The following is a 17,007-nucleotide window of genomic DNA, read 5'->3' as shown; positions in this document are numbered from 1 at the left end:
CTCAAGCGAGTAGTGCCGTGACCAGCGCAATTGCCGGAATCGACGCCAAAGTGGTGACAAAGGCGCTGTCTCGGGCGAGGACCATTCCGCGCCGGTAGCGGCTTGCGTAGATGAAGACGTTCTGCGCCGTCGGCAATGTCGAGACAACCACGATGGCGAACAACTGATGGCCGTCGATGCCGAGGAGGAAATGCGCCATCAGATAGGCCAACACGGGTTGGACGACGATCTTGAGCGTCGACGCCAGCGCGACGTCGCGGCGCGGACTCGAGCCCTTCTCCAGTACCCGAACGCCGTACAGCGAGAGCCCGAATGCCAAGAGCGCTCCGGGTACCGACGTGGCGCCGATCAATTCGAAAGGCTGCATCAATGGCCGGGGCGGTGACCAACCGACCAACGCGACGATCAATCCCGCTGCGCCCGCGAGCACGATCGGGTTCTTGAACGGGGCGGTGACGGTGTCGATCAACGAGAGCTTCTCGGCATCCGCGCCGCGAAGCGCCGTCAGATCGAGGATCGTCAAGGCGATCGGGGAGTACACGACGATCTGGAAAAGCAGGAGCGGCGCGACGAACGTGGCATCGCCGAGCACGAACACCGCGATCGGGATTCCGAGGTTGGCCGAATTCACGTACGAAGCCGACAGCGCTCCGATAGTCAGTTCGGGCAGCGGCCGGTTGAGCCAGAGCTTTGCAACAAGAACGTACAAAGCGCCGACGGCGAAGGCCGTGGCGGACGCGACTGCGAGCGTCGGCGAGAAGATCACCGACAGATCGGATGACGCGAGGGTGGTGAACAGCAGGGCAGGCGTCGCGACGAAGAAGACGAGTCGACCGAGAACGAACTGTCCTTGGCTACCGAGGGTGCCGAGACGGCCGAGGAGATACCCGACCGCGATGACGACAAAAATTACGGTGAAACCCGCAACAACTCCCGACACGCTGCGGGCACCTCTCGACTGGAATGAACGACTTCGGGAAATCTTAGTCCGGGCAACAAAAAGGCCGCGCAGTCGAGTGACTGCGCGACCTCTTCGGTACTTCTACGTATGACTACCGTGCGGCGGTGAAGGGGAGCAACGCCATTTCGCGTGCGTTCTTCACTGCAACGGCGACCTGACGCTGCTGCTGCGGAGTCAGGCCCGTGACGCGACGGCTGCGGATCTTGCCGCGGTCCGAGATGAACGTGCGAAGCAAGTTGATGTCCTTGTAATCGACATGCGTGATCTTCGCTGCGAACAACGGGTTCTTCTTGGGCTTACGACCCTCTACGGGGCGTGGCTTCTTCGACGGTGAACGCTTGACTGCCATCCGACTTCCTTACCAGCTCGACTTGTGTACGCCAGGCAGTTCCCCACGGTGCGCCATTTCTCGCACGCGAATCCGGGAGAGCCCGAACTTCCGCAGGTGGCCGCGCGGACGTCCATCCGCAGCGTCTCGATTGCGCAATCGTACCGGACTGGCGTCGCGTGGTAGACGTTGCAGGGTCGCTTGGGCCTTCGCGCGCTCCTCGGGCGAGCTTTTCGGGGAGCGGATCGTCTCCTTGAGAGCGGACCGCTGCTCCGCGTAGCGCTCGACGATGACCCGTCGCTGATTGTTCTTGGCGATCTTCGACTTCTTGGCCATGCCTACTTCTCTTCTCGGAAATCGACGTGCTTTCGCAGCACCGGGTCGTACTTCTTCAGTACAAGTCGATCGGGGTCGTTGCGACGGTTCTTGCGGGTCACGTACGTGTACCCGGTGCCCGCGGTGGACTTGAGTTTCACGATCGGGCGGATCTCGTTGCGTGCCATCTGCTCAGACCTTCTCGCCGCGCGCGCGGATCCGGGCGACGACGGACTCGATGCCGTCGCGGTCGATCGTCTTGATGCCCTTGGTCGAGAGAGTGAGTGTGATGCGACGACCCTCGCTGGGCAGCAGGTAGGTCTTGCGCTGGATGTTCGGGTTCCAGCGACGGTTCGAACGCTTGTGGGAGTGCGAGACGGATTTTCCGAACCCCGGCACACGTCCGGTCACTTGGCAGTGAGCCGACATGGGTATTCCTTTCAACTTGCAGATGACAATCATTTTCGACAATGCGGTGAGATCAATGTAGCGTTCAACCTCGGTAATGACAATCATTCCCAGAAAGGCCCGCTGTGAACACGATCTTGGACGGCAGGACTCCGCTGGTCCTGGTCGCCGGTATGAGCGAATCCACCCCACACACCGCACGAGCGTTGCTGCGAACCGGAACTGTTCTGGTTCACCACGACCTGAGCCACGTCCGTGAAGGGGTGGTCCGGCGGACGGTCACTTCGATGACCGGGGGTACCGGGTCTGCCGGCACAGTGTCCGAGCGCGAGACGATCCTCGAGCTCGCGCACGGCTGCGTCTCCTGCACCCTGCGCGAAGACCTGCTGCCGCTTCTGCGTCGGCTTCACTCGCACAGTTCGGTGCAGCGCATCGTCCTGTTGCTGGACCGCCAACTCGAACCCGAAGCGCTGTGTTGGGCGATCGAGCACGTCGTCGTGACCGGCGTCGTCGGCCAACTGGACGGACCGGCACAGCGTGACGTCCGTGTCGACGCCGTCGTGACGTGTATCGACGCGCAGACCTGGCTGGCCGACGCCATCGGCGACGAAGCTCTCGACGACGACCGCACCCTGGCTCAGGTCATCGTCGGTCAGGTCGACTTCGCCGACGCGCTCGTCCTACGCGGGTCCGATGGACTCGACGGCTGGCAGCGGTCCCGCCTGAACGCGGTTCTCGCGCGCATTGCTCCGCGGGTACCCGTCTTCGATGAGGGAGACGACATCGAGGCACTGCTCCTCGAGGTGCCGACGGATGCGCGACGCGGTGAACTGGCCGGCGCACATTCACCGTTGCTGCGTCGCCAGCCGCCGCTCGACGACGACGGCGGAGTGATGCTGGTCGAGTTCACCGCGAACCGGCCGTTCCACCCCGGGCGTCTGCACGAGGCGATCGACGTCCTGCTCGAAGGCGTCGTGTACTCCCGGGGGCGCGTCTGGGTGGCGACGCAACCGGGTGAAGCGCTCTGGCTCGAATCGGCCGGCGGGGGCTTGCGAGTTGCCAGCGCAGACACCTGGCTTGCCGCGATGACGCCGGAGCAACGAGAGCGCGTTCCAGCCGAACGCCGTGCCCTCGCGGCCTTGAAATGGGACGAGCGTTTCGGTGACCGCGACACCTCGATGGTCATTCTGACCTGCGGTGCGAACCCGCTCGAGATCGACCGAACACTGCAGCACGCCTTGGTCACCGACGAGGAGTTGGCGGACGAAGCGTCGTGGGCCACCTGGGAAGACCCGTTCGGTGAGTTCCACGAAGACCCGTGCGACGAATCCGAATCACCTTATGCCGAAACCGAATCAACGCGAGAGGGAAACGAATGAAGAAGCAGATGCACCACCCCGACTACCACCCGGTGGTGTTCCAGGACGCCAGCACCGGCAAGAGCTTCCTGACCCGATCGACCGTGACGAGTGACCGCACCGTCGAATGGGAAGACGGCGGCACGTACCCGCTGCTGGTCGTCGATGTCACGAGCGACTCGCACCCGTTCTGGACCGGAGCGCAACGCGTGATGGACACCGCAGGACGCGTCGAGAAATTCGAGCGTCGCTACGGAAAGCGCAAGGCACTCTGATGGCCGTTCCGAAGCGGAAGATGTCCCGCTCCAACACGCGCAGTCGCCGTGCCCAGTGGAAGGCGACGGCGCCCGATCTGGTCGAGGTCACGGCCTTCGGCCAGACCCACCGGGTTCCCCGGCGACTGGTCAAAGCAGTTCGACTCGGGGTGATCGACCCGAGTCGCATCTGACCGTGCGATCCTTGGCCGGTGCTGCTGAGGATCCTCGAACTGGTGGGCATCGTGGCGTTCGCGGCCTCGGGTGCCCTGGTGGGCGTCACCAAGCGACTCGACATCTTCGGAGTGTGCTCGGTGGGTGTGTTCACCGGTATCGGCGGCGGCATCGTCCGCGATGTTCTCCTCGGCGTCCATCCGCCCAGCTCGCTGAGCAGTTGGCCGTACTTCGGAACGGCCGCCGCCACCTCCCTCGCCGTGTTCTACCTCCACGAGCCGCTGAATCGACTGCGTCGTGAAATCCTGGCGCTCGACGCACTGGGAATGGGCCTGTTCGCGAGCACCGGCGCCGTCATCGCGCTGGACAACAACGCCAGTTCGCTGGCGGCGACGTTGATCGGTGCGACCGCTGCGATCGGCGGCGGAGTGATCCGCGACGTCCTCGTCAACGAGGTGCCACTGCTCCTGCACAAGGACCTGTACGCGGTTCCCGCACTGCTCGGCGCTGCGTTGGTGGTCACAGTCTCGCAAGCCGGACTGTCCACCAACGCAGCGCTGGTATGCGGCACCGCATTCGCCGCGGTGTTCAGACTGCTTGCGTTGTGGCGTCATTGGAGCCTGCCGGGACCCCGGCGAACCCGGGACTGATCGCGACACGCCGGAGCCCGGAATCGGACCCTCTCAGCCGCATCTCAGCACTTCAGTCCAAACTGTCGGTATGCGTATTTTGGTGGTCGACGACGACCGGGCGGTTCGCGAGTCGCTTCGGCGGTCGCTCAGCTTCAACGGCTACACGGTCGAACTCGCGGTCGACGGGCTCGACGCTCTCGAGAAGATCCTCGCCAACCGGCCCGACGCCGTAGTTCTCGACGTCATGATGCCGCGACTCGACGGACTCGAAGTGTGCCGCCGACTGCGCAGCGCCGGCGACGACCTGCCCATCCTGGTACTCACCGCTCGCGATTCGGTCAGCGAGCGAGTCGCCGGCCTCGACGCCGGAGCCGACGACTACCTGCCCAAGCCTTTTGCCTTGGAGGAACTGCTCGCGCGACTACGCGCTCTGCTGCGTCGCACCGCACCCGATCTCGACGCCGATTCCGAGATGATGGCGTTCGAGGACCTCACCCTCGACCCGGTCACCCGCGAGGTCAAGCGCGGCGAACGATCGATCAGCCTCACCCGAACCGAGTTCTCCCTGCTCGAAATGCTTATGGCCAACCCGCGCCGCGTGCTGACTCGTGGACGCATTCTCGAAGAGGTGTGGGGATACGACTTCCCGACGTCCGGCAATGCGCTCGAGGTGTATGTCGGCTACCTGCGTCGTAAGACGGAGGCGGACGGCGAACCGAGGTTGATTCACACCGTCCGTGGAGTCGGCTACGTCCTGCGGGAGACGCCTCCGTGATCACCGCTCCGTTCGGCAAGAACGCCGAACCGAAGAAATCCTCCACCACCCAAGCGTCCGTCGAGATGCGCCCGCCGATGCCACTGACCCGTTCGGTGTCGCTGCGTTGGCGCGTGACACTGCTCGCTGCGTCGGTGGTGGCCATTGCCGTCGCGGTCATGGCGATCGCGGCGTACGCGGTGGTTTCGCGTGCGCTCTACGCGGACGTCGATCACCAGTTGCGGACCAGAGCAGCGGTGCTCATCGACAGTAATGTCGTGCGCTTCGATCCTCGCTACATCTCCGGCGCGACGCTCTACACCACCGACATCAGCGTTGCCCTGATCTTCTCGGATCTGAGTACGTACCAGCCGCCCGGTTCCGACGTGCCGATCGGCGAAGCCGAAGATGCCGTTGCGCGGGGCGAATCGGATTCCTCGCTGCGAACCGTCGACGGCCAGCGCGTGCTGGCCCAACGAACCCATGACGGAAGCACTTTGGTGATCGGGCAGCGGCTCGCGCCGACCGTTGCGGTACTGGACCGTCTGGCCTGGGTTCTCTTTGTGGTCGGTGGATGTGGTGTCATTCTCGCGGCAGTGGCGGGTACTACCGTGGGCCGCACCGGTTTACGGCCCATTGCCAGGCTGACTGCAGCCACCGAACGCGTCGCCCGGACAGACGATCTGACACAGATTCCCGTGACCGGCAGCGACGAATTGGCGCGCCTGACAGAGAGTTTCAACACGATGCTGCGGGCACTCGCCGAGTCCCGCGAGCGTCAGTCGCGTCTCGTCGCGGATGCCGGGCACGAGTTGCGCACACCGTTGACTTCGTTGCGTACCAACATGGAATTGCTGATCGCGTCCAGTCGACCAGGTGCGCCGCAGATTCCCGACGAGGACATGGCCGAACTACGCGCCGACGTCGTCGCGCAGATCGAGGAACTGTCGACTCTTGTGGGCGACCTCGTCGATCTGGCCCGCGAAGACGCGCCCGAAACTGTGTACGAGCGCGTAGACGTCAGCGACGTCGTCGAGCGGGCGCTCGAGCGAGCACGGCGCAGGCGCAACGAAATCGAGTTCGAGGCGGTCACCACTCCGTGGTACGTCTACGGAGACCAGGCGGGCCTGTCGCGTGCCGTGCTCAATGTCCTGGACAACGCTGCGAAATGGAGCCCGAAGGGCGAACAGGTACGCGTCGAAATGCGTCCGGTCGGCCAAGGATTGTTGGAGTTGACCGTAAGTGATGCGGGACCTGGCATTCCGGAGGAGGATCGGGAGTTGGTGTTCGATCGTTTCTACCGGTCGACTGCGGCTCGCTCCATGCCGGGATCGGGTCTGGGACTCGCGATTGTGCGTCAGGTCGTCGTCAAGCACGGCGGCACCATCGCGATCGACGAATCAGATCGTGGGGGAGCGCTGGTTCGAATCGTGCTTCCCGGTGAACCGGGTCCGACCGCCGAGTAGCGTGTTCCGGCGGCCGCCCAGGCCCGTCGGTCCCGAGTATCGGTGACCGAGGTCACGGGGTAAATGCGTTCGGCCCGAAAGTATTTCGGGCCGAGCCGGCAACACCGATTTTTCACGTCGAACTCTGGGTAAAGTGACAGGCACGTCTCAGCGCCTTCTCAGCAGCGCAAGGCAGCATTGTCGGCAGAACAGTTGTGACTGCCCGTCCGGTGGTCACCGTAGACGAAAGCGAGCCGATGACCGAGGACCGTAACGTCGGGCCGACCCGGCCCGAGCAGTCAAACAACGAGCCCAGTACCCAGGCGCAGCAGCCTCAGGGGCAGGCGCCCCAGCAGCCGTACCAGCCGACCGAATCCTTTGCCCGACCCACCGAAGGCCGACCCACCGAAGGCTTCGGGCAGGCGCCGCAGCAGCCCACGCAGGCTTTCGGCCACCCGCACGGTGCTCATGAGGCGGCGTACCAGCAGAACGCTCCGTACGGCGCGCCCAACCCTGGTGGACCCGGCGGCCCGAACGGTCCGGGGGGCCACAATCAGATCCCCGCGCCATTGCAGGGGCCGAACCCCAGGTCGACCACCACCAAGCCGAGGTCAGGACGCATGGCGCTGGTTGCCGGCGCTCTCGCTCTGGTCCTGGTCAGTGGCGGCGTCGGTGGCGTGGTCGGTGCCGTCGTCGCGGACCGCAACGGTGGAACCGCGACGGTCACCAACTCGCTGAACGCTCCGAAGCCCACTGCCACCAACACGTCCAACGCTCCTGCCGGCTCGGTTCAGGCCGTTGCCTCGAAGGTGGTGCCCAGCGTCGTGCAGATCGAGGTGGCCACCGCGCAGGGACAGGGCGGTGAGGGTTCCGGTGTCATCCTGTCCTCCGACGGCCTGATCCTCACCAACAACCACGTTGTCGGAGCTCAGGGAGCGCAACTTCGCGTCGCGTTCTCCGACGGAACCAAGGCCTCGGCCACCCTGGTCGGTGCCGATCCCGTCTCCGACATCGCCGTCATCAAGGTCGACGGCCGCAACGACCTCACGCCTATCGATCTCGGCAACTCCGGCGACGTCCAGGTCGGACAGCAGGTTGTTGCCGTCGGGTCCCCGCTCGGTCTGGCCGGCACGGTCACCGAAGGCATCATCTCCGCACTCGATCGTCCGGTGTCCACGAGCGGCGAGTCGGGCAACCAGAATACCGTCATCGACGCTCTGCAGACCGACGCAGCGATCAACCCAGGTAACTCCGGTGGCGCCCTCGTCAACATGGACGGCCAGCTGATCGGCATCAACACGGCGATCGCCTCGCTCGGAGCGTCTTCGGGCACCCAGGGCGGCTCCATCGGCCTCGGTTTTGCCATCCCGATCGATCAGGCACGCCGCGTCGCCGACGAGCTGATCAAGACCGGCAAGGCGACCCAAGCCATGATCGGCGTGACCGTGCCGTCGCAGGACAACGCCGACGGCGCAACCGTCATGGATGTCACCGCTGACGGGCCGGCCGCGAAGGCCGGTATCCCGAAGGGTGCAGTCATCACCAAAGTCGACGATCGTGTTGTCGCAGATGGTGATTCGCTGATCGCGGCAGTGCGTTCACATGCTCCCGGAGACAAGGTCTCGATCACGTACAGCGACGGCGGGCAGACCAAGACCGTCGACGTCACGTTGGGAACCGCGGCGGCGCAGGGCGGCCGATGATGTTCGGCGATCAGCAGACGATCGACCCGATCTTCGGCCAGATCGCAACGGCGTCGGGATCGGACACTACGGTAGGAGTCATGGAACTCGAAGCCACATCCGCCGGCCGCGCTCTGGTCGTCATCGTCGACGATCGCACTGCCCACGGCGACAACACCGACTCCATCGGTCCACTGGTCACGGAACTGCTGAACGAAGCGGGTTTTCTCGTCGATGCGACGGTCGCCGTCGCCGCCGACGAAGTGGAGATCCGCAACGCTCTCAACACCGCAGTCATCGGTGGCGTCGACCTCGTCATCTCGGTCGGCGGTACCGGGGTATCCCCGCGTGACGTCACTCCCGACGTGACCGCTGAGGTTCTCGATCGCGAGATCCCGGGAATTGCCGAAGCACTTCGTGCTTCCGGTCTTTCGGCCGGATCGCTCGAAGCAGGCTTGTCCCGGGGCCTCGTCGGGGTTTCGGGAAGCACCGTGGTCGCCAATCTGGCGTCGACCAGGCCGGCAATTCGCGACGGCATGGCAACCCTGACGGCACTGGCGAGCCACGTCATCGCCGAGCTGTCCAGCCTCGAGGGCTGAGACGGTTTGCCCGAGCAGCCAGATATCCCGAAGAAGCCGCCAGTCGACAAGAAGCGCCTGGCGCGCATCTTCGGGGACGTCTTTCCGGAGACGACGTCTGACGAGCGGGGCCCGGAAGGATCGTCGCGATCCTCGGACGACGATTGGCTGCGCAGCCAGAGGCCCCCGCACCACGGTGGTTGAGTAGAAAATCAGGCCCTCGGACACAATGTCCGAGGGCCTGATTCGTTCTGTGGGCACTGCCTATTCGAGCGTCTTCGCGTGCGCTCCCGTGTCGGCGCCGCTGTTGGCGGAGAGGATGTCGCGGATCTGGATGAGCAGATCGGTTTCGCTTGCTTCCTTGTCTTCGGGCTCGGAGACGAACTTCTTCTTCGCCGCGTTCGCGGGGACGATCAGCACGAAGTAGACGACCGCTGCGATGATGATGAAGTTGATGATCGCGGTGACCACTGCGCCGAAGTTCAGGAACGTCTCAGAGGTGTCACCCGTCAGCTGAATGCCCCACCCATATTCGTTGCCGCCGCCGATCGAAGCGACGAGTGGGTTGATGATGTTGCTGGTGAATGCCGTGACGATGGCGGTGAAGGCAGCTCCGATGACCACTGCGACGGCCAGGTCGAGCACATTTCCGCGAAGCAGGAAATCCTTGAATCCCTTGAGCATGTCGGTGTCCCCTCGAGTCTCCGATGGCAAGTGCCAGATGGTCCGTTGATACCGAACCGACTGGAAAAATCCTAGAGGAGCTTCGGCCGCTTTGTACGGTCAGCGGAATGTCACGGTGATCGCATTGGACAGAGATGCTGCGGCTACGACGTTGGCTGCCGGTGTCGGTAGTGCCAGCAGAATCACCTGTTCCTGCTGGTTACGTGCACTTTCCGAGGTGGTGGCCAGCGCGACGACCGCCCCCGCGGCAAGAATCTGCGGGGTCTTGTCGGGAATTGATTCGTTGGGTGTGTCGGGGCGGGGTGTGTCTGGGCCGACAGTCAGGACGTCGACGACATCGCCGCTGCGCAAAATGTCTGCAACGGCCGCATCGGCGAGTCGAACGGGAACGATGCGGGCGTCGTCGGTGCCCACCGACAACCCGGCCAGCCGTGGGCTGAGAACACGCACGTCGGTGACGGTTTCTCCGGAGCGAATCGGGCCGGCAACGGTTCTCCCGACTACCAGGTCGGTATCGGAGACAACTCCATCGGGAAGGTGTTTCGAGTCGATCTCTCGGATCTCGACATCCGAATTCGCGATTACCTGCCCCGGAGTGAGATCGCGACTCGAGACAACTACGGCGGCGGTGTCGGTCGCGGGATCGCCTCGAAAGAAAAGAACAACGCCGAGTGTAGCCAGGACAACGGCTGCGATCTTCCGGACGGTCGCCGAGCGAAATCGTGTGCCGCGTGTCAGTTCGACGACGCGATCGAAGGTGTTCGGCGTGAGATCGAGCTGGGCGCGCAATGCATGGGAGCGCCTCGGCGAACGAGAACGTACTGACGGCATTCATGCACGTTAGGGCCGGAAGCGGTGCTTCCGGCCCTAACGATGTGAACCTGTGGACAACCCGGAGGTTGTGGAAATCAGCTTGCGGCAGCCTTCGCGGGCGCCGGCGTGCTGGTCGACGAACTCGGGGTCGAAGAGGAGTCCGACTTGGACTCGGCCTTCGCAGCGGGTGCCGAATCGCTCTTGGCCGGCTCGCTCGCTGTTCCGGAGCCGCCGCGGCTGTCGGTGCGGTAGAAGCCGCTGCCCTTGAACACGATGCCAACAGAGTTGAACAGCTTGCGGAGCTTGCCTGAGCAGGCTGGGCAGACCGTCAGCGAATCTTCGCTGAAGGACTGGACGATGTCGAAACGGTTGTCACATTCCGTACATGCGTATGAGTAGGTGGGCACCGGGCTTCCTCCGCACTGTGATGTTCGAGCAGCCGCGTATTTACACCGCAGCCTTTAGCACTCTACAAGTGACAGTGCCAACAGCGCTAATCAGGGATCTATTCCCGCAGATCATTGGTGTTGGAGCCGTGTGAGACCGCCGCCCGGCGTCAGTGCCCAGCCCATGGGAATGTCGTGGTCGTCTGCCGGCAAGGTCTCGACGAGTTCGGAGTCCCTGACGAGGGCCACCAATCGAGTCTGCGGGCCGACCGACCCGAGAGTGCGGTCGTAGAAGCCTGCGCCGCGGCCGAGGCGTGTTCCGCGAAAGTCCACTGCAAGTGCAGGGATCAGCATGCATTCAACCTCGGACAGGGTTTCCGGTGGCAGGACGGGTCCGACGGGCTCCCGAATGCCGTACTTCGCCGGGCGCAAACTGTCGGCGCCGCTGTACTGCACCCAGGACAAGGGTCCCGGCTCCCCGGTGATCGGAAGTAGTACACGCTGGGCGATCTCGGCAACAGCGTCGAGCAATTCGGTGGACCCGGGTTCAGTGCGGGTGGGGACGTACGCACATACCGTTGACCCTTCGACGATCACCGACCGTAGGTGCGTGATCAACGCCGCAGTTTCCGTGTTTCGAGTGTGCTCCGAGACTGCTTCACGGGCTACGAGTGCGTTTTGTCGCCATTGCGCTTTTGTCCGAGGTGTCACCCCGCAACGATATTCGTCTTGCTGACCGAGCGGTAACAAGCGGCGGCTAAGGTGTTGGCATGACAGACGTTGTCGCTAGCAGCACGAGGGCCTTCCGTACGGCCGTGGTCCCCGCAGCCGGACTTGGTACGCGTTTCCTGCCTGCCACCAAGACGGTTCCGAAAGAATTGCTGCCGGTCGTGGACACACCGGGTATCGAACTGGTGGCAGGTGAAGCCGCGGACTCGGGAGCCGAGCGCCTCGTCATCGTGACGTCCCCGGGCAAAGACGGAGTGGTTGCTCACTTCGTCGAGGATCTGGTGCTCGAAAGCAAGCTGGAAGCAAGCGGAAAACTTGCTGCTCTGGCCAAGGTGCGCAAAGCGCCCGGTTTGCTCGAAGTCGATTCCGTGATTCAGGAACAGCCCCTTGGGCTCGGGCATGCAGTCGGTTGCGTCGAGTCGGTTCTCGACGACGACGAGGATGCCATCGCGGTTCTTCTGCCCGACGATCTCGTACTTCCGCGTGGTGTCCTGGAGATCATGGCGCGAGTTCGGGCCAAGCGCGGCGGGTCCGTTCTCTGTGCGATCGACGTCCCCAAGGATGCGGTCAGCGCGTACGGCGTCTTCGACGTCGAGATCGTTCCCGACGCGGTCAATCCCGACGTACTCAAGGTCGTCGGCATGGTCGAGAAGCCGGCTGTGGAAGATGCGCCGTCGACCTTTGCCGCGGCGGGTCGCTACCTGCTCGACCGTGCGATCTTCGACGCACTTCGTCGCATCAAGCCGGGAGCCGGCGGTGAGTTGCAACTCACCGACGCCATCGCGCTGCTGATCTCCGAGGGCCATCCGGTTCACGTGGTTGTGCACCGCGGAACGCGTCATGACCTGGGCAACCCTGGCGGGTACCTCCGCGCTTCGGTTGACCTGGCTCTCGACAGTGACGACTACGGTCCGTCCTTGCGCAAGTGGCTCGCGGATCGACTCGACCGCTGAGCGTGTCGCCACGGTGGTTGATCGCCCGATAACGCAGTATCAATGTGCTTGTCCCTTTTCGAAGGCAAGGCATCATGAGCTGACGGATATCACCGAATTTCCAGACACAGGAGGACGCGGACCAGATGCGGTCGGTTGAGGAGCAGCAGACCAGGGTTACCGCTGCTGCAGTGGCACCCCGTCCGGTTCGGGTCGCCATCTCGGAGGCGCAGGGACTGCTGTGTGCCGAGGAAGTGGTGACCGAACGCCCATTGCCGGGATTCGATCAAGCTGCCATCGACGGTTACGCGGTTCGCAGCGTCGATGTCGCCGGTGCGGGAGCCGATCTCCGAGGCGAGGACGGCGAGCCCACGAACCTCAGCTTGCCGGTGGTCGGCGAGGTGACGGCGGGCTCACGCCAACCGATCCGGCTGCAACCTCGTCAGGCCGTCCGAGTCGATACCGGCGCGCCGTTGCCCACGCTGGCCGACGCGGTTCTTCCGCTCGAAAACACCGACGGTGGTCGCGCTCGCGTTCGGATCTTCGAGCCGGTGCGTTCGGGTGATTACGTTCGCCGTGCAGGTGACGACGTACAACCGGGCGATGTCGCCGTTCGTGCGGGCACCATCATCGGAGCAGCGCAGGTCGGGTTGCTTGCCGCCGTCGGCCGCGACAAAGTGCTCGTCCATCCGCGTCCGCGCCTCTCCGTCATCAGCGTCGGTGGAGAACTCGTCGACGTGGATCGCACGCCGGGGCCTGGTCAGGTCTACGACGTCAATTCGTATGCTCTCGCCGCCGCCGCGCGCGATGCTGGTGCCGACGTCAACCGCGTCGGAATCGCAGGCAACGACTCGCGCCGTCTTCGTGAAGTAGTCGAGGGTCAGCTGATTCGCTCGGAAATCGTTGTCATCGCCGGTGCAGTGGGCGGCGGAGCGTCCGACGAAGTTCGTGAGGCGCTTGCCGATCTGGGGACACTCGAGGTCGAGCGCGTTGCCATGCATCCGGGATCAGTCCAGGGCTTCGGCCAGCTGGGACGAGACGAGGTTCCGACCTTCCTCCTACCGTCCAACCCGGTCAGCGCACTGGTGGTATTCGAAGTCATGGTTCGCCCGCTGATCAGAATCGCGCTGGGACGACGCCAACCGATGCGACGAGTAGTGAAGGCGCGCACGGTGGGAACGATCACGTCGATTGCCGATCGCAAGGGTTTCCTGCGTGGTCAGCTGATGCGTGACGAAGCGACGGGGGAGTACCTGGTGCAAGCCCTCGGCGGTGCACCCGGCGCGTCCTCTCATCTCCTCGCGACCTTGGCGGAAGCCAATTGCCTGGTTCTTGTCGATCGAGACGTCACCGAAGTGCACATCGGTGAAGAAGTCGACGTAGCTTTTCTCGCCCAACGTGGGTAACGCCGACCCGAGTGGGGTGTGATGTCAGTCCATCCAGGATGGCCGGACGATCTCGGCCCGCTGCGAGTGCCCGCGGGCGTGGTGACCGTCCGCCCCGTCAAACTTCGTGACGCTGCTGTGTGGAGTCGTCTCCGCATTCGCGATCGCGAGCACCTCGAGCCCTGGGAGCCCACCGGAGAATCGCCCTGGGACGCTCGCCACCACATCACTGTCTGGCCGTCCCTGTGCGGAAACCTTCGCTCCGAAGCGCGCAAGGGCAGGATCCTCCCCTTGGTGATCGAACTCGACGGGAAGTACTGCGGGCAGGTCACCATCGGAAATGTGGTGCGCGGCGCTCTGCGGTCCGCCTGGGTGGGCTATTGGGTCGCCTCGCACGTCACCGGTGGGGGCGTTGCCACAGCGGCCGTTGCGCTCACACTCGATCACGCATTCTCGAAGGTCGGTCTCCATCGAGTGGAGGCCACTGTTCGGCCGGAGAACGCATCGAGTCGCGCAGTCCTACGAAATGTGGGGTTCCGGGAGGAAGGTCTCCTCAAACGCTATCTCGACGTCGACGGCCAATGGCGCGACCATCTTCTGGTCGGAATGACGATCGAGGAAGTACCCACCACCGTCGTTGACAGATTGGTGCGGTCCGGACGCGCTTCGTGGGTGTGACGAAGACGGCGCCAGAAACGTGAGAAACGCGAGCTAAACAGCAGTTACCGCTGAGTAGTCCTACTTTTGGTCGAAATTTTGTGATTTTTGATTCAACTAGAACTTGAGACTTTTGGGACTGAACCGGAAGTTCAGTTCGGTACGCGTGTGACACATGAGTATGGTGGGGTTCGGCGCGTCGGCAACGATGCGAGGGCGTCGGCCGTTAACCTTGACTCGTCAACGGCTGGCATAGGTGCTGGTAGGTGATCGGGAGGAGGCCGCGGCATGCCTAGCTCATTCGTGTGGATCGGGCTGGTGGCCGTGTGGCTGTTCGTCCTGGTACCGATGCTTGTCAACAAGCGCCCCAGGATCCGGCAGACGAGTGACGCGGCGCTCGCGACTCGAGTACTCCACCGCGGCGACAGCAACCCTGTTCAGCGCGGGCCGGCAGCAGGACATCGAAGCGATCCGAACTGGCAACCAGAACCAGTGCGCAGCGGCTACGACGCGGAGGACCAGATGGACACTCACGCAGAAGACGATTACGCCGGCGGTCGTGCGCCGGTCGGAGAATTTGTTCCCGTCAGGCGAGGCCGAGGCGGGTTCGACCCCGAAGCGGATGCCATCGCCCGGGAGGCGCGGTATGCCTTCCGTCAGCGGACATTGCTGGGACTTGCGTTCGTCGCAATTCTTTCGGGCGCTCTCGCGTTGATCATCTCGCCGATGATGTGGTGGTTGTTCGCGCTCACCGTGTGCGGCCTCGGCGGGTACATGGCGTACCTGCGGCGGCAGGTTCGGATCGAGCAGGAGATTCGCCGTCGTCGCACCGAACGCCTCAATCGATCGCGACTCGGGGTTGAATCGCACACCGACGAAGAGTTGCGCCTGATTCCTGCGCGACTGCGTCGGCCCGGAGCGGTTGTCCTCGAGGTCGACGACGAAGATCCGGTGTTCGATCACCTGGATCACTACGAAGAAGAGGTCAGGCACACCGAGATGCGTCGCGCGTCCGGTCAGTGATCTTCTGGGCCGACCTTGCCGGGCCGGAAATTCGTGTCGGGTGATTCCAACGGGAGTATTCGTTCCTGTTAGAGTTGCCGAGCACCGCTGAGGCGGTGGCACGGGGCTGTGGCGCAGTTGGTAGCGCGCTTCGTTCGCATCGAAGAGGTCAGGGGTTCGATTCCCCTCAGCTCCACTAAGAAATACCAGCAAAAAGGGTCTTTCAACGAAAGTTGAACGACCCTTTCCTGCATTTTCAGGGCCTGCCCGAATTGCGAAGATTCGATCTGAGTGTGCGCCGTTTCATACGATTGCGACCGCTGATCCGGACCGTTGAGCTTCCAAGTGAGGGATGATCCTTGGGCGGATACATGTTTGCCGGAAATGTAACGAGGGTGTGTCCGGTGCGATAGGCACGGTGAGTCTGCCGCAGTTTTCCGCAGGTCGGACGTATGTGTCGGGGAGGAATGTCGATGAGCCAGCCACGACGGCTAGCGATGATGCTTGTTGCTGTGATGTGCCTGATGGGTATCGGCGTCCTTGCCGTATCGGTCTTCCCTGCCATCGTCGCCGCTCAACCTGGCGGCAACAGCGGCGGCGGCAACAATGGCAACGGCAACGGCAATTACGGTAACGGCAACGGCAACTACGGCTGGCATTGTCACCACCACAACTGCGGGACGACGGTAGTGCCGACAACGACCGAGCCGACCACGACGACGACCGAGCCCACGACGACGACCGAGCCCACGACGACGACCGAGCCCACGACGACGACCGAGCCCACGACGACGACTGAGCCGACCACGACGACTGAGCCGACCACGACGACTGAGCCGACCACGACGACTGAGCTGACTACCACGACGACTGAGCCGACCACGACGACTGAGCCGACCACGACGACTGAGCCGACCACGACTGAGCCGACCACGACGACTGAGCCGACCACGACGACTGAGCCGACCACGACTGAGCCGACCACGACGACGACCGAGCCCTCGGCGAACCCTTCGGTGTCGCACCGTCCGAGCAGCAGTGTCTCACCGGCGACCAATGCAACCTCGCCGACCGAGAGTCCTTCGAGCGAAGCGCCCTCCGAGTCGAAGACCTCTGAGACGCAGTCCCCTTCCGAGTCGCAGGAGAGCTCCGAGCAGTCTTCGGCGGTGGCAGTTCCACCGGCGGGGCCGTCCGACCCGCAAGGGCCGCCGGCCGGCGGCGGAGCACCGGCACCGTCTGCTGGTGGACCAGCGAACGCAGCACCGGGCGCAGTCGCAGCACCTTCCGCGCCCGAGGTTCTGGCCGCACCGGCACCCGTAGCTCCCCAAGTGCCGTCGAACGCTCCGAACGTCGCGAGTCCGAGTGAGAACCCGCAGGCATTCCCGACGGCGTTCACTCAAGGGCTTCCGCCGATTCTCAACGCTGCCGCCGTCGCCGGCGGTGTGGGCGGAATGGCAGTAGTAGCGGCCGGTGCGGGAGCATTGACTTTCCGCGGAGCATCGTTGCAGAAGGCGCGATTGGCTGCCGCAC

The 17,007-nt window shown here is 63.8% G+C and carries 23 protein-coding genes and 1 tRNA gene; 13 read left to right on the top strand and 11 right to left on the bottom strand.

The window, feature by feature from the left end; translation table 11 throughout:
• Position 1: 1 nt before the first annotated feature.
• The 5 genes from R4P65_RS16495 to rpmB form a co-directional block, all read right to left on the bottom strand.
• Positions 2 to 940 carry an AEC family transporter gene (locus R4P65_RS16495; RefSeq protein ID WP_317827300.1) on the bottom strand — a complete coding sequence of 313 codons (939 nt, stop codon included), beginning with the start codon at positions 938 to 940 and terminating at the stop codon, positions 2 to 4.
• 112 nt (positions 941 to 1,052) lie between these two features.
• Entirely contained in the window at positions 1,053 to 1,310 is a 258-nt protein-coding gene (gene rpsR / locus R4P65_RS16490) for a 30S ribosomal protein S18 (protein WP_003946414.1), read from the bottom strand.
• A gap of 9 nt (positions 1,311 to 1,319) precedes the next feature.
• Complete coding sequence (rpsN, locus tag R4P65_RS16485) at positions 1,320 to 1,625, bottom strand: 30S ribosomal protein S14 (RefSeq protein WP_020908632.1); 306 nt, start codon at positions 1,623 to 1,625, stop codon at positions 1,320 to 1,322.
• A gap of 2 nt (positions 1,626 to 1,627) precedes the next feature.
• Positions 1,628 to 1,792, bottom strand: coding sequence for a 50S ribosomal protein L33 (gene rpmG / locus R4P65_RS16480; RefSeq protein WP_003946358.1), 165 nt, complete (start codon positions 1,790 to 1,792; stop codon positions 1,628 to 1,630).
• Between the two features lie 4 nt (positions 1,793 to 1,796).
• The gene (rpmB, locus tag R4P65_RS16475; RefSeq protein ID WP_003946346.1) at positions 1,797 to 2,033 is read right to left on the bottom strand and encodes a 50S ribosomal protein L28; all 237 of its coding nucleotides are present in this window, start codon (positions 2,031 to 2,033) and stop codon (positions 1,797 to 1,799) included.
• Between the two features lie 104 nt (positions 2,034 to 2,137).
• Between rpmB and mrf the strand changes: the two genes are divergently transcribed.
• The 8 genes from mrf to R4P65_RS16435 all read left to right on the top strand — a co-directional run bounded on the left by mrf (position 2,138) and on the right by R4P65_RS16435 (position 8,910).
• Positions 2,138 to 3,391 (top strand): ribosome hibernation factor-recruiting GTPase MRF, encoded by a 1,254-nt coding sequence (mrf, locus tag R4P65_RS16470; RefSeq protein WP_317827299.1) that lies wholly within the window; start codon positions 2,138 to 2,140, stop codon positions 3,389 to 3,391.
• A complete protein-coding gene (locus tag R4P65_RS16465; RefSeq protein ID WP_317827298.1) occupies positions 3,388 to 3,645 on the top strand; it encodes a type B 50S ribosomal protein L31 in 258 nt (85 codons plus the stop codon). The genes mrf and R4P65_RS16465 overlap by 4 nt, the downstream gene beginning before the upstream one ends.
• Positions 3,645 to 3,818 carry a 50S ribosomal protein L32 gene (gene rpmF, locus R4P65_RS16460; protein ID WP_007727540.1) on the top strand — a complete coding sequence of 58 codons (174 nt, stop codon included), beginning with the start codon at positions 3,645 to 3,647 and terminating at the stop codon, positions 3,816 to 3,818. The genes R4P65_RS16465 and rpmF overlap by 1 nt, the downstream gene beginning before the upstream one ends.
• 18 nt (positions 3,819 to 3,836) lie before the next feature.
• Positions 3,837 to 4,448, top strand: coding sequence for a trimeric intracellular cation channel family protein (locus R4P65_RS16455; RefSeq protein ID WP_003946409.1), 612 nt, complete (start codon positions 3,837 to 3,839; stop codon positions 4,446 to 4,448).
• Between the two features lie 70 nt (positions 4,449 to 4,518).
• Positions 4,519 to 5,205, top strand: coding sequence for a response regulator transcription factor (locus tag R4P65_RS16450; RefSeq protein ID WP_003946387.1), 687 nt, complete (start codon positions 4,519 to 4,521; stop codon positions 5,203 to 5,205).
• 65 nt (positions 5,206 to 5,270) lie between these two features.
• Positions 5,271 to 6,650 carry a HAMP domain-containing sensor histidine kinase gene (locus tag R4P65_RS16445; protein WP_317827415.1) on the top strand — a complete coding sequence of 460 codons (1,380 nt, stop codon included), beginning with the start codon at positions 5,271 to 5,273 and terminating at the stop codon, positions 6,648 to 6,650.
• Between the two features lie 236 nt (positions 6,651 to 6,886).
• Positions 6,887 to 8,332 (top strand): S1C family serine protease, encoded by a 1,446-nt coding sequence (locus R4P65_RS16440; RefSeq protein ID WP_317827297.1) that lies wholly within the window; start codon positions 6,887 to 6,889, stop codon positions 8,330 to 8,332.
• An 80-nt stretch (positions 8,333 to 8,412) separates the two neighbouring features.
• Complete coding sequence (locus R4P65_RS16435) at positions 8,413 to 8,910, top strand: molybdenum cofactor biosynthesis protein B (protein WP_176720912.1); 498 nt, start codon at positions 8,413 to 8,415, stop codon at positions 8,908 to 8,910.
• Between the two features lie 243 nt (positions 8,911 to 9,153).
• On the opposite strand, the gene mscL is transcribed toward R4P65_RS16435, so the two are convergent.
• The 4 genes from mscL to R4P65_RS16415 all read right to left on the bottom strand — a co-directional run bounded on the left by mscL (position 9,154) and on the right by R4P65_RS16415 (position 11,483).
• Positions 9,154 to 9,573: a large conductance mechanosensitive channel protein MscL gene (gene mscL, locus R4P65_RS16430; protein WP_317827296.1), complete on the bottom strand. Its 420-nt coding sequence runs from the start codon at positions 9,571 to 9,573 to the stop codon at positions 9,154 to 9,156.
• Positions 9,574 to 9,672: 99 nt separating this feature from the next.
• Positions 9,673 to 10,404 (bottom strand): SAF domain-containing protein, encoded by a 732-nt coding sequence (locus tag R4P65_RS16425; RefSeq protein ID WP_317827295.1) that lies wholly within the window; start codon positions 10,402 to 10,404, stop codon positions 9,673 to 9,675.
• A 77-nt stretch (positions 10,405 to 10,481) separates the two neighbouring features.
• Positions 10,482 to 10,793 (bottom strand): FmdB family zinc ribbon protein, encoded by a 312-nt coding sequence (locus tag R4P65_RS16420; protein WP_317827294.1) that lies wholly within the window; start codon positions 10,791 to 10,793, stop codon positions 10,482 to 10,484.
• 111 nt (positions 10,794 to 10,904) lie between these two features.
• A complete protein-coding gene (locus R4P65_RS16415; RefSeq protein WP_317827293.1) occupies positions 10,905 to 11,483 on the bottom strand; it encodes a 5-formyltetrahydrofolate cyclo-ligase in 579 nt (192 codons plus the stop codon).
• Positions 11,484 to 11,542: 59 nt separating this feature from the next.
• Between R4P65_RS16415 and R4P65_RS16410 the strand changes: the two genes are divergently transcribed.
• The 5 genes from R4P65_RS16410 (at position 11,543) to R4P65_RS16390 (ending at position 15,673) form a co-directional block, all read left to right on the top strand.
• Positions 11,543 to 12,454 carry a UTP--glucose-1-phosphate uridylyltransferase gene (locus R4P65_RS16410; protein ID WP_019744725.1) on the top strand — a complete coding sequence of 304 codons (912 nt, stop codon included), beginning with the start codon at positions 11,543 to 11,545 and terminating at the stop codon, positions 12,452 to 12,454.
• Between the two features lie 125 nt (positions 12,455 to 12,579).
• Positions 12,580 to 13,839 (top strand): gephyrin-like molybdotransferase Glp, encoded by a 1,260-nt coding sequence (gene glp / locus R4P65_RS16405; RefSeq protein WP_230814323.1) that lies wholly within the window; start codon positions 12,580 to 12,582, stop codon positions 13,837 to 13,839.
• 21 nt (positions 13,840 to 13,860) lie between these two features.
• Entirely contained in the window at positions 13,861 to 14,496 is a 636-nt protein-coding gene (locus R4P65_RS16400) for a GNAT family N-acetyltransferase (protein ID WP_298777505.1), read from the top strand.
• 267 nt (positions 14,497 to 14,763) lie between these two features.
• Positions 14,764 to 15,498, top strand: coding sequence for a gephyrin-like molybdotransferase receptor GlpR (gene glpR / locus R4P65_RS16395; RefSeq protein ID WP_317827292.1), 735 nt, complete (start codon positions 14,764 to 14,766; stop codon positions 15,496 to 15,498).
• A gap of 102 nt (positions 15,499 to 15,600) precedes the next feature.
• A tRNA-Ala gene (locus tag R4P65_RS16390) sits at positions 15,601 to 15,673 on the top strand.
• Positions 15,674 to 15,968: 295 nt separating this feature from the next.
• Here the strand turns inward: R4P65_RS16390 and R4P65_RS16385 are convergent.
• Both R4P65_RS16385 and R4P65_RS16380 read right to left on the bottom strand, forming a co-directional pair.
• Positions 15,969 to 16,136, bottom strand: a complete 168-nt coding sequence (locus R4P65_RS16385) for a hypothetical protein (protein WP_317827291.1) — start codon at positions 16,134 to 16,136, stop codon at positions 15,969 to 15,971.
• Between the two features lie 2 nt (positions 16,137 to 16,138).
• Positions 16,139 to 16,873: a hypothetical protein gene (locus R4P65_RS16380; RefSeq protein WP_317827290.1), complete on the bottom strand. Its 735-nt coding sequence runs from the start codon at positions 16,871 to 16,873 to the stop codon at positions 16,139 to 16,141.
• Positions 16,874 to 17,007 lie beyond the last annotated feature (134 nt).

The sequence above is a fragment of the Rhodococcus sp. IEGM 1318 genome, from assembly GCF_033142465.1.
In the GTDB taxonomy this organism is placed as follows: domain Bacteria; phylum Actinomycetota; class Actinomycetes; order Mycobacteriales; family Mycobacteriaceae; genus Rhodococcus_F; species Rhodococcus_F qingshengii_B.
The sequence above is the reverse complement of the archived record's forward strand: the minus strand, read 5'-3'. Positions and strand labels throughout refer to the sequence as shown.